The organism is Streptomyces sp. NPDC048496, from assembly GCF_043200055.1.
Classification (GTDB): domain Bacteria; phylum Actinomycetota; class Actinomycetes; order Streptomycetales; family Streptomycetaceae; genus Streptomyces.
Map to the genome: position 1 here is coordinate 24,997 of NZ_JBICXB010000040.1, position 12,845 is coordinate 37,841.

The following is a 12,845-nucleotide window of genomic DNA, read 5'->3' on the forward strand; positions in this document are numbered from 1 at the left end:
CCCGGTGTCTTCCTGACACCGACCAAGCTACGGACCCTCGCGGACAGCTTTGGTCCTCAACAGGCGGGCATCAGAGCGAGAATTCGGTCCGGCCGTGCTGGATCGAGATCCACTTCTGGGTGGTGAACGCCTCCACGGTGGCGTCGCCGTTCAGCCGCCCGGTCCCGGAGAACTTCTCGCCGCCGAACGCCACCAACGGGTCGTCCGCGATCGTGGAGTCGTTGACGTGGAACATTCCGGTCACGATGCGCTGCGCGAACCGCACCCCGCGCTCGGCGTTCCCGGTGTGCACGGCGCCGCTCAGCCCGTACGGAGTGTCATTGGCGATCCGTACGGCCTCCTCCTCGCCGTCGAACGTCATCAGCAGCGCCACCGGGCCGAAGATCTCCTGGGTGAGCAGCGGCGAGTCGTCCGGGAGCCCCGTGAGGACGGTCGGCTCGACGAGATTGCCGCGGGTGCGGCCCCGTACGAGTGCCGTGGCGCCTTCGGCGACCGCCTGGTCGACCAGCGCGGTCAGCGCGTCGGCCTGGAAGGTGTTGATGACCGGGCCGATCTGGGTTTCGGGGTCGCGCGGGTCGCCGGTCCTGAGCGCCGCCACCTTGGCGGTGAACTTCTCGGTGAACTCGGGTGCGAGGGAGCGGTCCACCAGGATGCGGTTGGCGGCCATGCAGACCTGCCCCTGGTAGACGAAGCGACTGAAGACGGCCGCGTCGACCGCGTAGTCGATGTCCGCGTCGTCCAGCACCACCAGGGCGCTGTTGCCGCTGAGTTCGAGGATGGCCCGCTTGAAGAGTCCGCCCGCGGTCGCACCGACATGGCGGCCGACCCGGTCCGAGCCGGCGAAGGAGATCACCTTGGGCACGGGGTGCGCTATCAGCGCGTCGCCGATCTCGGCGATGTCGGTGACCAGGACGTTGAGCAGTCCGGCGGGCAGCCCGGCGTCCTCGAAGATCTTGGCGATCAGTCCGCCGCCGACGACGGGAGCGTTCTGGTTGGGCTTGATGACGACCGCGTTGCCGAGCGCCAGGGCCGGTGCGACCGACTTCATCGTCACCAGGAAAGGGAAGTTGAACGGGCTGATCACGCCTATGACGCCGACGGGCAGCCGGTAGACGCGGTTCTCCTTGCCGTCCAGCGGGGACGGCAGGATCCGCCCCTCGGGGCGCACCGCCTGCTGGATCGCCTCGCGCAGGAAGTCCTTGGCGCAGCGGATCTCGAACTCCGCCTTGAGCCGGGTGCCGCCCAGTTCGTCGCTGATCGCCCCGACGATGTCCTCGGTGCGCTCCTCGGTGATACGCAGGGCGCGTTCGAGGACGAGGCGGCGTTCGTACGGGTTGGTGGTGGCCCAGACCCGCTGGGCGCGCTCGGCGGCACGATAGGCCTCGTCGACCTCCTGCGCGGTGGCGACGGTGATGGTGGCGAGCTTTTCCCCGTTGTACGGATTGAAATCGATGATGTCCCACGAGCCCGTGCCGGTCCGCCACTCACCGTCGATGTACTGGTTGGCCAGCTCGTTGAAGAAGGACATGCGATCCCTTACTGCAGGTGCAGACTCCTGTTGATACGTCATCGTACTGATGAATCAGGACAGTTGGAGAAGACCGCGGAGCAGATCACGGCTCTCTTCGGGACCCGGACTGTCGTGGTGGAGCCGCGTCATCGCCCGTTCGTACTGGGCGACTTCCTCGGCCTTGTCCAGATAGAGCGCACTTGTCAGCTGCTCCAAATAGACAATGTCCGACAGGTCGGATTCCGGGAATCGCAGCATCGTGAAGGAGCCGCTCTCTCCGGCATGCCCGCCAAAACTGAAGGGCATCACTTGAAGCGTGATGTTCGGCTGCTCCGACATGTCGATCAGATGGCGCAATTGTGCGCGCATCACCTCGCGTTCGCCGTACGGGCGGCGCAGTGCCGCTTCGTCCAGCACGGCATGGAAGCTCGGAGCGCGTTCGGAGACGAGGACCTTCTGCCGCTCGAGCCGGAGCGCGACCCGGCGGTCGATCTCGGCGGCGGGGGCGCCGGACATGCCTCGGGAGACGACGGCGTGTGCATAGGCCTCGGTCTGCAACAAGCCGTGAATGAACTGGACTTCGTAGATCCGGATGAGCGAGGCCGCCCCCTCCAGACCGATATACGTCTGGAACCAGCCAGGCAACACGTCTCCGTAACTGTGCCACCAGCCCGCCACGTTGGCCTCGCGGGCCAGGCCGAGGAGCGAGTCGCGCTCCGCCTCGTCCGTGACCCCGTAGAGCGTGAGCAGGTCCTCGACGTCCCTGGCCTTGAAGCTCACCCGTCCCAACTCCATGCGGCTGATCTTCGATTCGGAAGCGCGGATGGAGTAGCCGGCCGCCTCGCGGGTGATGCCGCGCGAGTCGCGCAGCCGCCTGAGCTGAGAGCCCAGCAGGATGCGCCGCACCACGGATCCACTCGACTCGCCTGCCGCCACCGGTCCAACCCTCCCCATCGCTTCCTGGGCATCGGGGCGCCCCCTGAACCCCAAGAGGCGGATTCTGCCATCAAAACGCTTCAGCCCGTACTCATTCGATTACGGAAATGAGAAGACTTCCGGAAAGCCATGAAACTGCCCGTAGGAAGAAATGAGCAAGAATCGGCACGGGGTCGGACAGGTCCGGCGCGTGCACGTGCATCTGCCCTTGCATCTGCTCAGCGCATTCGGAACCATGGGCCCCGCGCACCTGCGTGCTCGTTCGTGTTGTGCCGCTGTACCACCGCAGTACCGCTACAGCCGCGAATCCCGGGAGTGCCTCGCATGGGGACGAATGGATCGACGATGCTCGGGCCGTTACGGCAGGGGCTTCCCCCCGCCGACCCCTCAGCCGCCTCCGGATCAGCCACCTGCACCCTGCCGGCCCGGTACGAAGCCGTCGGTGGGGCCCGCCAGTTCACCAAGGCGACGCTGGCCCGGTGGGAGCTGAGCGACCGTTTCGACGACGTCGCCCTGGTCGTCTCCGAACTCGTCACCAACGCGCTGCGGCACGCGCTGCCCGATGACGCCCCGAGGGACCCTCAGGAGCCTCCGGTAAAGCTGCACCTGATGCACTGGTCCTCACGTCTGGTGTGCGCGGTGCGCGACCCCAGTCAGGCGAGTCCGGTGGCGTCCGAGGCGGCGGACTCGGCGGAGTCGGGCCGCGGTCTGTTCCTGGTCGAGTCGTTCAGTGACGGCTGGGGCTGGCACCCGTCCCCCGCACTGGGTACGGAGAATCCGACCGCGGGCTCGCAGGCGCTGCGCGGCAAGGTGGTCTGGGCGCTGTTCCGGCTCTCCGACACCGTCTGACGCACGCGGCCAGGCGCGGCGTTCCGCGCGCACGGCCTGCGCTTTCCGCCCGTACGGCGGTCAGCCGCCCGCTATCAGATGATCGAACTCCCCGTCCTTCACGCCGAGCAGCAGCGCCTCTATCTCGGCCGGCGTATAGACCAGGGCGGGCCCGTCGGGGTGGCGTGAATTCCGCATCGCCACACCCCCGTCGGGCAACTTGGCGAACTCCACGCAGGATCCCTGGGAGTTGCTGTGCCTGCTCTTCTGCCAGACGACTCCGCGAAGCTCTGTGGCGGCCATGCCGTTGTACACGTGGTGCACAGGACGCTCCCCGAGTTGCAAGGTGCAAGTGTCAACTGGTTCGGATCATAGCTGTGTTCATATGCCGATGCATGAGCAGATGCACGTGCACGCGGGGTGTTCTGTTGATTACAGCTTTACCTTCGCCCGCCCGCTCTCACGGAGAGTCAGACGAACGGGGCGTCTATTTGGCTCCCGGCAGCAGAAGTTGCCCTGAAACTCGATCGGAACTCCCTGGTAACTTTGGGCGGTCTTTCGTCAACAAGGGGGAATTCCAGGTGCACCCACTCGTACGAACCGGCGCCGTCGCTGTCGCGGGTCTGGCCGCCGCGGTCGCGCTGACGGGCTGCGGCAGTGACAGCGGGAAGAGTGACTCGGACACGGGCGCGGCCGGCGGGCCCACCTCGGCACCCGCCGACGGCAGCGACAGCGGTTCCGCGGGAGACGCCGCGGCGCTCGACGGGACATGGGCCGCGGTGACCGACGGCAAGGCCGTCGCCCTGTCGGTCACCGCCGGCAAGGCCGCGCTCGTCGCCGATGGCCACGTCTGCTCGGGCGAGGTGAAGGACATGGGCAAGGTGATGCTGGCGCTGAAGTGCACCGACGGCGACACCGCCCGCACCATGGGAGCCATCGCGTCCAACGACGGCAGGACGATCGTCGTCCAGTGGGACGCCGGCGGCAAGGACACGCTGGCCAAGACGGAGCCGGGTGCGCTGCCGACGGGCCTGCCGGGCCTGCCCACCCCGTGACGCGGGAGCGCTGCCGGACCGTTCAGCTTCGTCCGGCACCGCTCGTCCCGGGCCGGGCGCCCGCGCCGCCGTCCAGCGCCCGGGAGAACTCCTCCAGGGACTCCAGCAGCAGATCTGCCCCGTTCCGTACGACCGGGTCGGATGTCCGCCCGCGCCGCCGGTCCTCCTCGTCCCACCGCTCCAGCGCCTCACGGACCGCGTCCCAGCCCGGCGTGCGGCGCTCCCGCACATCCTTCGCGCCCTGCGCGGTGGCCCGGCGCAGCTCGTCGGCGAGTTCCGCGGCGGCGGGGACGGGAGCGGCGCCGCACTCCGGCAGGTGCGCCTCCATCAGCATCACGGCCCGGCCCAGCTGGGCGAGGGCCTGCTGGGCGTCCTCGGCGGCCGTGCGGGAGAGGCCGCGGTGGCGCACGGGTTCGTGCTGGGCCCTCGCGACCGCCTCCTGCCAGGCCACGCGCGCTTCTCGGGAGGCGAGAAGCGCGGCGCGGACGTCCTCGGGGCCGCGCTCCGCCGGATCCGCGTGCTGGTCGACGACCGCGGCGGCGTACCGCCCGCCGGCCGCCAACCAGTCGCCGAGCCGGTTGCGCAGCCGAGGGGTCTCCCAGGCCGGGTAGACGGCGTACGAGATCATCGCGAGGAGCCCGCCCACCAGGGTGAGGACGACGCGTTCGGCCACGGTCTGCGACCAGTTGTCGCCCGCCATGCCGAGCAGGAAGACGACGTACGCGGAGACGCACGCCTGGCCGACCACGTACCCGGTGCGCATCAGCAGGTACATCAGCAGGGCGCAGCCGACGGCGAGCGCTGCCGCGGGACCGGCACCGGGATGGGCGGCCCGGACGATGGCGGTGGCGACGACGACCCCGACGATCGTGCCGCCGAACCGGCCCGCGGCTCGGGCGTACGTCTGGGAGAACTCGGGCCGCATCACCATGACGGCGGCCATCGGCGCCCAGTAGCCATGACCGAACGGCAGGGCGGCGCCGATGAGATAGCCGACGGCGACGACGGCAGTGACCCGGACGGCGTGCCGCAGGATCGGCGAGCCGGGGCGGAGTTCGGCGCGCATCGCCCGCAGGACGACGGGGACCAGCCGCAGCAGGGTGGGGCGACGGCGGTGCGGGGCGATCGTGTCGGCCGCGTCATCGGCCTCCGCCCGGTCCTCCTTCGTCCCGTCGCCCTCGGCGGTCTCGATGACATCGGCGAGCAGCGCGCTGAGGCGGCGCGCGGCACGGCGCGCGGCTCCGGTGAGGATCGCCCCGGTGTCGGGGGTCTTCAGGACGGCGACCGCGGGGGCGGGAAGGCGCACCGGGGTGCCGTGCCGGATGGCGCGGGCCGCGGCGTCCAGTACGGAGGCTGCGGCGGCGAGGAGTTCGCGGACCCGGCCGCGCTCCGGACCTTCGGCGGGGGCGCCCACCGCCGGGTCCGCGAGCGAGGCGAGCACCGGCCTGATCCGTTCGGCGACGCCGCGGGAGCCATGCAGTTCGGCGGGGCGGTGACGGGCCTGGCGCGGGGTGACGGCGGCTGCGCTGCGGGCGGTCATCAGCGGGACCGGGTCGAACGCGGCGACCGGGTCCTGGCGCAGCCTGCGGGCGTAGTCGGCCTCCGCCGCCAGCGCGTCGGCGAGGGCGTCGCGCTGGGCGCCCCATCTGCGTATGGGAAACAGGACGATCAGCGCCGCCTGGACGACTCCGCCGAACGCGATCATCACAGCGTGTACGGAAGCCTGGGCGACGGAGGTGGGGAGGGTGATCGTGACCAGCATGATGCCGACATTGGACGCGGCGATGATGCCGCCCGTCGGCCCGGCCGCCCAGGCCAGCCCGGCCAGGAACGTCCAGAGGACCAGCAGGACCATGAACAGCGGGAGATGGGCGCCGGTGAGATAGCCGAGGAACGTCGATACCGCGAGACTCGCACCGGAGACCAGGGCCAGGACGGGCCGGGGGCGCCAGCTGCGCTGGAAGGTGGCGATGGCCGCCTGGAACGCACCGAACGCGGAACTGGCGGCGACCACCGGCCCGAAGAAGGCGAGGCCGACCCCGATGACCAGGGCGAGTCCGGCCGCGCCACGGACCGCGACGAGCGGTTCGAGGCGCCGCCGCTCGATCGTCAGCCCCGAGCGGGCGGTCTCTCTCAGCGCCCGGAGCCAGCTCATGGACCGAGCCTAGTCGGAATGCCCCTCATGTGGACTTTCTGGCTATTCGGTCGAGGGAGGGGCGCCGCCTGCTCGCCTACTCCCCGCTACCGGGAACCGTCGATGCCCGGCCACCGCTCGCCCATCCGGGCCCGGTCGGCGGCGGCCGTGCCGTGCGCCCAGCCCTCGCCGTCCGTCACTCCGCGCACCCGGGTGCTGGTCGTCCGAGGGAACATCCGGTCCGCGGCGTCCGTGACCGCCACGTCCCGCGCCGCCAGGACCGGCAGCAGATCGCCGTCGGCGGCGACTCCCTCCGAGACCGAGGCCGCGGTCACCCGGGCGGTGTCGGACGCCAGGCGCGCGCCCAGCCGCTGGACGTACGCCATCAGGAAGGACTGACGGAACGTCTTGGTCCGCTTGCGCCCGCCGGCCCGCTGGCCCGCCTCGACCTTCGCCATCGCCGCCGTGCCCTGGACCAGCAGGGAGGTGTACAGCAGCTCCACGGCCTCCAGGTCCGGCTCGAAGCCGACGACCGTCGAGAAGCCGAGCTCGCTGTTCCACACGGCACGGCAGCGGTTCGCGGAGGCGACGGCGTCGAGCAGGATCGCCTTCGCCGTCTCGTACGGGGCATCGACCCCGATCCGGCAGGCACCCGGCGCCTCCTTGCTGTGCGTACGGGCGGCGAGGAGGGCCTCGTCGATGGAGTGCCGGGCCATCAGCTCCTGCGCCTTGGTGGTGAGGGCCTCCGCCTCCTCCGGGAACCCGGTCGCCTCCGCCTTCGCGAGCAGCGCGCGGATCCGGGTCAGCATGCGGGGTTCGTCGTGCGCGGGCGGCAGATCGAGCCGGCGGCCCGGTGCGCCGGGCGGCGGACCGACCGGCTCGATCGAGGGGAGCCGGAGCAGCAGCCGGCAGAGACCGAGGAGGGCGGAGGCGTACGCGAACCGGTCGGGCCGGTTCCGCGGCGGCGGCGCGGGCAGCTCGGCCAGCTGGGACCGCCAGCGGGGCGGCAGCTGCTCGTACCGGCCGGTCTCCGAGGTGATCAGCCCTGCGGCGAGCCCGGCCCCGGTCTCGTCGAGTTCGCGGCGGACGATCCGTACGACATCGGCGGGCTGCCAGCCACGCTCCCAGGCACGGCGGACGAATTCCTCTCCGCGCCGGACCAGTTCCGCGTCGGCGGCCGGATCGGCGGCGAGGAGGGAGGCACCGGTGTCGAGACCGGCGTCGCCGTCCGAGTAGAGGGCTGCCGCGAATGCCTGGTCGATCACCGAATCCATGAGGTCAGGGTAGGCAGGCGGCGCGGCAGGGCAGGCCTGGCCCTACCCCGGAGACGGGTTCTGGTGGTCGTGTCCGCAGGTTCCGCGCGCGGTTCGATCGAAGACATGACCTCCAGCCTGCCCCACTCCACTGTCAGTCCCACCTGCCAGACTCACAGACATGACCGCACGCTGGGCTCTGGCCACCACGGAGACCGGCGGTGCCCGCCTCACCCCCCTGACTGCCGACGGCCTTCCCGCCGCCCCGGTCCTGACCGAACCCGACCTCGTGGAGGCGGTCCGTTCCCGTCCGGATGTCATCCGCTGGGTCTGGCGGTCGACCGGCGAGATCTACCCCCGCCTGCTCGCCGCGGGCGTACGGATCGACCGCTGCTACGACATCGAGGCAGCCGAGTCCCTCCTCCTCGCACACGAGGGCCGGCTCGGCGAACCCCGCTCCGCCGCGGCCGCCCACGCCCGCCTCCGTAACGCCCCCGTACCCCCCGATCCCCCCTCCCGCGCCGCGGAGCCCGGCTCGCAGTCCTCCCTCTTCGAGCCGCAGTCCGGCACGGACATCCCTTTCGAGGCGCTCCTCCAGGTGTACGCGGAGCAGCTCCGCCGCCACGACGCCACCACCCACCCCGGCCGCATGCGTCTGCTGACGGCCGCCGAGTCGGCCGGCATGCTGGTCGCCGCCGAGATGAACCGGGCCGGCCTGCCCTGGCGGGCCGACCTGCACCGGGAGCTCCTGCACGACCTGCTGGGCGAGCGGTACGCCGGCGGCGGCGAACCCCGCCGACTGGCCGAGCTGGCCGAGCAGGTGTCCACGGCGTTCGGCCGTCGGGTCCGCCCGGACCTTCCCGCCGATGTGGTCAGGGCATTCGCACAGGCCGGGATCAAGGTGAAGTCGACTCGCCGCTGGGAGCTGCAGGAACTGGACCATCCGGCCGTGGAGCCGCTGATCGAGTACAAGAAGCTGTACCGGATCTGGACGGCGCACGGCTGGAGCTGGCTCCAGGACTGGGTGCGGGACGGCAGGTTCCGCCCCGAGTACCAGCCGGGCGGCACTGTCAGCGGCCGCTGGACCACCAACGGCGGCGGGGCGCTGCAGATCCCCAAGGTGATACGGCAGGCGGTCGTCGCCGACGAGGGCTGGCGGCTGGTCGTCGCCGACACCGACCAGATGGAGCCGAGGGTTCTGGCCGCGATCTCCCGCGACCCCGGCCTGATGGAGATCGCGGGCCATGACGGCGACCTCTACACGGCGCTGTCGGACCGCGCCTTCCACGGCGACCGCGACCACGCCAAGCTGGCGCTGCTGGGAGCGATCTACGGCCAGACCTCGGGCGACGGCCTGAAGAACCTCGCGGCGCTGCGACGGCGCTTCCCGCTTGCCGTGGCGTATGTCGACGACGCGGCGAAGGCGGGCGAGGAGGGCCGCCTCGTACGGACCTGGCTGGGCCGGACCAGTCCGCCGGCGGCCGGGAGCGGGGACGACGACGAGGCCGGTATCCCGCAGGAGAGCGACGAGCAGCCGTCCGGAGAGGGCGAGTTCACGCCGGGCTACGCCTCGTCGAACGCCCGGGCGCGCGGCCGATTCACCCGCAACTTCGTGGTACAGGGCAGCGCCGCCGACTGGGCGCTGCTGTTGCTGGCCGCACTGCGTCGGTCCCTGGCCGTCGCCGGTCTCCGGGCCGAACTGGTCTTCTTCCAGCACGACGAGGTGGTGGTGCACTGCCCCGAAGAGGAGGCCGAGGCAGTCGTGAAGGCGATCCGGACCGCCGGTGACCTGGCGGGGCGGACCGCCTTCGGCAGGACGCCGGTGCGCTTCCCTTTTACAACGGCGATCGTGGAACGCTACTCCGACGCCAAGTAGCAGAACTCATCCCTCGGGGCGTTCGGCCGCCTCCGTCCCGGGCTCGCCCTTCCGCAAGGGCTGCGTGGGCTGTGTCGGCTGCGTGGGCTGCACCGTCTCCGCGTGCGGAACGACGCGCCCTGTACCCGCACCCGGCCCTCCGAACCCGCCGAAACCGGCCAGCCCATGGTCGTAGTGCACGGCCCGCAGATGCCGGTGCCGGTGCCGGGAATTGAGCAGATGGATGACGTACGCCGTCAGCGCGATCATCGCCAGGACGACCGCCGCGGTGATCAAGCTGTCCATGAGAGACGGCCCCCTTCGCGCGCAGGCCGAGACTTCTCCAGGCTACTCCGCGAGCCGTCCGCACAGGTCGCCGGCCGGACGGGGAAAGCGGCCCGGACCAGGAACGTTTCCGTTCCGGCCCGAACCTGGGCGAGCCCGCGCAGCGGTGCCGGCCCCGAGGGTTCCGCAGTGCCCGGCGCATCCAGTCCGTGAGCCCGGCACGCAGCGGGGAATCGGGGCTGGTCCGGGGCTCGGCCAGGGAGTGCGTGATGAACGTCCCCGCACCCTGGCGGACCTCGACGAGACCGGCCCGTTCCAGTTCCCGGTACGCCTTCAGCGTGGTGTTCGGGTTCACTTTGGTGGCCGCGGCCACCTGTGCCGCGGCGGGCAAGCGGTCACCCACGGCCAACACGCCCATGCGCAAGGCCTGTTCGACCTGCCGGATGATCTGCAGGTAGGCGGGGACGCCGCAGCGCCGATCAATGCGGAACACCATCGCTTCGTTCCGCGGGACGAAGAGGAGCTGCCCATGGACGCCGCCGGCCATGAAGGAGCCGTACGGATCATCCGGGATCCACCACGGGTCGCGGCACGAGAGGGCGGCGGGCGCCGCGCACAGATGCCCTCTCGTCCGGACAAGGAAGAACCCAGGTCACGGTGAGTGACCTGGGGTTTCCCTGAGTCGCCTCCGGGATTCGAAACATGGGGCCATAAGCACGTATGAGACCACTGGCGCACTGCCGGAGATCAGCTGACCAGCCGGTTCAGGACGTCACGCAGCTTTTCGTCGGCTCGGACAGACCGGGACCGCACATACGGTGGCTCCCGGTGCTCCATATCGACTCGTAAGCGTCAGTCGTCGCCGACGACTCCGTTGTCGATACGTCGCTCTCCCGGGAGCCTAGCCAGTTGCCGAGATGGGTGTCACTCGGGTCGATGGACGTCTCCATCGGCGGTGTGGCTCTCACCGGTCGCCTGGTGTATTAGCTAGCTTCCTCCTTATTTGTCCGTAGTCAAGAGAAGAAACGGAAAAATTCACCACGAATGAAGCGGCCCGGATGCTGCATGGCGGGTGGTGGCCCGGAGGGCTCGCCGAACCGATGAAGGAATGCCGACCGCTCCTCCGTGCCTACTGGACGTCGGTGCTGCTCTCGGTCAGTACTGGGGTGCCGGCGCAATCGGCCCGAGGTCGGGCTGTGCCCGCAGTTCCACGGTGAGTGGTGCGGCGGCCCCGGCGAGGTCCAGCACCAGGACCTCGTTGGCGCCCGCACGCCACAGGGGCGCCGGGGCATAGAGGGTGCGCTGGGGGCCCTGCTCGGTCCGCAGGCGGCCGAGGAGGAAGCCGTTGAGCCAGACCAGGGTGCGGTGGCTGCCCGGGACGGCGAGGAATGCGTCGGCCGCCTCCGGCAGGTCGATGACGGCGCGGTGGAAGACGGGGCCGTCGGCGGTCCCGGCGGCAGGGGTTGCGGGCAGGGCCGCCAGGTCGTCGAGGGGGAGCACGCGGATGTCCCAGCCGAACAGGTGCTGGTAGTCCAGGCGCACGCCTGCGACCAGCCCCTTCCGGTCGGCCAGGTGGGGGCCGTAGTTGACCCGGCCGAAGGGCTCGACAAGGATCTCCAGTTCCGCGCCGCCCTCGGGGACGGACAGCTCGATGGTCGGAGACGGGGCGTCGCGTTCGAGCACGCCGACCAGGTGCCCGTCGAGGAAGACCTGCGCCAGGTCCCGGATGCCGTCGACGGTCAGCGTGGCGCGACCGCCGGGACCGGTGATGCGGTGCCGGTAGTGGACGAGGCCGCGGTGGTGGCCGAGCTTCTCGATCGGTTCGGGGGCCGGGCGGTGCGTCGCGACGGAGAGAAGGTCCAGGCTGTCGCGCAGGGCCGCAACCGGGGTGGCGGTGATGGTCTGGGGGTCGACGCGGGGCGGCTGAGCGGGCAGTTCGGTGTCCGGCAGCGGCACGTAGCGGCCGATGACCTCGCGGAAGGCGTGGAACTTCTCAGTCAGCTCGCCGGCCTCGCCGATCGGCGCATCGTAGTCGTAGCTGGTGATCGTGGGCAGGTAGCCGGGGTCGGCGACGGTCTTGCCGGTGTGGTTGGCTCCTGCCCACCAGCCGAAGTTGGTACCGCCGTGGCCCATGTAGATGTTGACCGATCCACCGGCGGCGAGGATCCCGTCGAGCGCCTCGGCGGCGTCGGTGGTGTCCCGGACGTGGTGGGGGTCGCCGTAGTGGTCGAACCAGCCGTTCCAGAACTCCATGCAGGCCAGTGGGGCGTCCGGCTGGAACTTGGCGAGGGTGGCGAAGGCCTCGCCGGGGCGTGAGCCGAAGTTGGCGGTGGCCAGCACGCCCGGGAGGGTGCCGCCGGCGAGCATGCGGGGTTCGGGGCCGTCGGACGTGAAGAGCAGACAGTCGATGCCCCGCGCGACGAGGCCGTCCTTCAGGTGCTCCAGATAGGCCTTGTCGTTGCCGTAGCTGCCGTACTCGTTCTCGACCTGAACAGCGACGATCGGGCCGCCGCGCGAGGTCTGGAGTTCGGCGAGGACGGGGATCAGCTGGTCGAACCACTGATCCACGGCGGCCAGGTAGGCGGGGTCGGCGGTGCGCAGGCGCAGGGACTCGTCGGCGAGCAGCCAGGCCGGCAGCCCGCCCAGGTCCCATTCGGCGCAGATGTACGGGCCGGGGCGGGCGATCACATCGAGGCCGAGCGAGTCGGCCTCGCGGATGAAGGCCGCGACGTCGTGCCAGCCGTCGAAGCGGGCCGGGCCGGGGGTGGGCTGGTGAAAGTTCCAGGCGATGTAGAGCTCGACGGTGTTGCAGCCCATGGCCTGCAGGCGCTGCAGCCGGTCGCGCCACAGTTCGGGGTGGATGCGGAAGTAGTGCACGGCGGCGGAGACCACGCGGTGCTCGCGGCCGCCGCGCCGGAAGCGGTGGCCGTCAACGGTCAGGTCGGGTCGCGTGCTCATGCGTTGCTGCTCTCGGTCGTTGTTGTTTCTA

Annotated in this window: 10 protein-coding genes and 1 pseudogene; 3 read left to right on the top strand and 8 right to left on the bottom strand. The window is 70.7% G+C overall.

The window, feature by feature from the left end:
- Positions 1–70: 70 nt before the first annotated feature.
- Together ACGFSA_RS27335 and ACGFSA_RS27340 are read right to left on the bottom strand one after the other, a co-directional pair.
- Positions 71–1,528: an aldehyde dehydrogenase family protein gene (locus tag ACGFSA_RS27335; protein ID WP_393308585.1), complete on the bottom strand. Its 1,458-nt coding sequence runs from the start codon at positions 1,526–1,528 to the stop codon at positions 71–73.
- Positions 1,529–1,582: 54 nt separating this feature from the next.
- A complete protein-coding gene (locus ACGFSA_RS27340) occupies positions 1,583–2,464 on the bottom strand; it encodes a helix-turn-helix domain-containing protein (RefSeq protein ID WP_393308587.1) in 882 nt (293 codons plus the stop codon).
- Between the two features lie 327 nt (positions 2,465–2,791).
- On the opposite strand from ACGFSA_RS27340, the gene ACGFSA_RS27345 reads away from it, so the two are divergent.
- On the top strand, positions 2,792–3,295 hold the full coding sequence (locus ACGFSA_RS27345) for an ATP-binding protein (RefSeq protein ID WP_393308620.1): 504 nt from the start codon (positions 2,792–2,794) through the stop codon (positions 3,293–3,295).
- Between the two features lie 60 nt (positions 3,296–3,355).
- Here ACGFSA_RS27345 and ACGFSA_RS27350 read toward each other — a convergent pair whose 3' ends face one another.
- Positions 3,356–3,598: a DUF397 domain-containing protein gene (locus tag ACGFSA_RS27350; RefSeq protein WP_384364997.1), complete on the bottom strand. Its 243-nt coding sequence runs from the start codon at positions 3,596–3,598 to the stop codon at positions 3,356–3,358.
- 257 nt (positions 3,599–3,855) lie between these two features.
- On the opposite strand from ACGFSA_RS27350, the gene ACGFSA_RS27355 reads away from it, so the two are divergent.
- A complete protein-coding gene (locus tag ACGFSA_RS27355) occupies positions 3,856–4,329 on the top strand; it encodes a hypothetical protein (RefSeq protein WP_393308589.1) in 474 nt (157 codons plus the stop codon).
- A gap of 22 nt (positions 4,330–4,351) precedes the next feature.
- On the opposite strand, the gene ACGFSA_RS27360 is transcribed toward ACGFSA_RS27355, so the two are convergent.
- Together ACGFSA_RS27360 and ACGFSA_RS27365 are read right to left on the bottom strand one after the other, a co-directional pair.
- Complete coding sequence (locus ACGFSA_RS27360) at positions 4,352–6,484, bottom strand: FUSC family protein (RefSeq protein ID WP_393308591.1); 2,133 nt, start codon at positions 6,482–6,484, stop codon at positions 4,352–4,354.
- A gap of 86 nt (positions 6,485–6,570) precedes the next feature.
- The gene (locus tag ACGFSA_RS27365; RefSeq protein WP_393308593.1) at positions 6,571–7,737 is read right to left on the bottom strand and encodes a DUF2786 domain-containing protein; all 1,167 of its coding nucleotides are present in this window, start codon (positions 7,735–7,737) and stop codon (positions 6,571–6,573) included.
- Between the two features lie 160 nt (positions 7,738–7,897).
- Here ACGFSA_RS27365 and ACGFSA_RS27370 point away from each other — a divergent pair, with 160 nt between their 5' ends.
- Positions 7,898–9,592: a bifunctional 3'-5' exonuclease/DNA polymerase gene (locus ACGFSA_RS27370; protein WP_393308595.1), complete on the top strand. Its 1,695-nt coding sequence runs from the start codon at positions 7,898–7,900 to the stop codon at positions 9,590–9,592.
- A gap of 6 nt (positions 9,593–9,598) precedes the next feature.
- On the opposite strand, the gene ACGFSA_RS27375 is transcribed toward ACGFSA_RS27370, so the two are convergent.
- The 3 genes and pseudogenes from ACGFSA_RS27375 to ACGFSA_RS27385 form a co-directional block, all read right to left on the bottom strand.
- The gene (locus ACGFSA_RS27375; RefSeq protein WP_393308626.1) at positions 9,599–9,877 is read right to left on the bottom strand and encodes a hypothetical protein; all 279 of its coding nucleotides are present in this window, start codon (positions 9,875–9,877) and stop codon (positions 9,599–9,601) included.
- Between the two features lie 169 nt (positions 9,878–10,046).
- Positions 10,047–10,352: pseudogene (locus tag ACGFSA_RS27380) on the bottom strand (GntR family transcriptional regulator); the annotation flags it as partial.
- 659 nt (positions 10,353–11,011) lie between these two features.
- A complete protein-coding gene (locus tag ACGFSA_RS27385) occupies positions 11,012–12,814 on the bottom strand; it encodes a beta-galactosidase family protein (protein WP_393308597.1) in 1,803 nt (600 codons plus the stop codon).
- Positions 12,815–12,845 lie beyond the last annotated feature (31 nt).

What these genes read in the sequence shown, in the direction of transcription:
- ACGFSA_RS27375 (WP_393308626.1), bottom strand. Translation starts at nt 9,877, where the DNA reads ATGGACAGCTTGATCACCGCGGCGGTCGTCCTGGCGATGATCGCGCTG.
- ACGFSA_RS27345 (WP_393308620.1), top strand. Translation starts at nt 2,792, where the DNA reads ATGCTCGGGCCGTTACGGCAGGGGCTTCCCCCCGCCGACCCCTCAGCC.
- ACGFSA_RS27360 (WP_393308591.1), bottom strand. Translation starts at nt 6,484, where the DNA reads ATGAGCTGGCTCCGGGCGCTGAGAGAGACCGCCCGCTCGGGGCTGACG.
- ACGFSA_RS27340 (WP_393308587.1), bottom strand. Translation starts at nt 2,464, where the DNA reads ATGGGGAGGGTTGGACCGGTGGCGGCAGGCGAGTCGAGTGGATCCGTG.
- ACGFSA_RS27335 (WP_393308585.1), bottom strand. Translation starts at nt 1,528, where the DNA reads ATGTCCTTCTTCAACGAGCTGGCCAACCAGTACATCGACGGTGAGTGG.
- ACGFSA_RS27385 (WP_393308597.1), bottom strand. Translation starts at nt 12,814, where the DNA reads ATGAGCACGCGACCCGACCTGACCGTTGACGGCCACCGCTTCCGGCGC.
- ACGFSA_RS27365 (WP_393308593.1), bottom strand. Translation starts at nt 7,737, where the DNA reads ATGGATTCGGTGATCGACCAGGCATTCGCGGCAGCCCTCTACTCGGAC.
- ACGFSA_RS27370 (WP_393308595.1), top strand. Translation starts at nt 7,898, where the DNA reads ATGACCGCACGCTGGGCTCTGGCCACCACGGAGACCGGCGGTGCCCGC.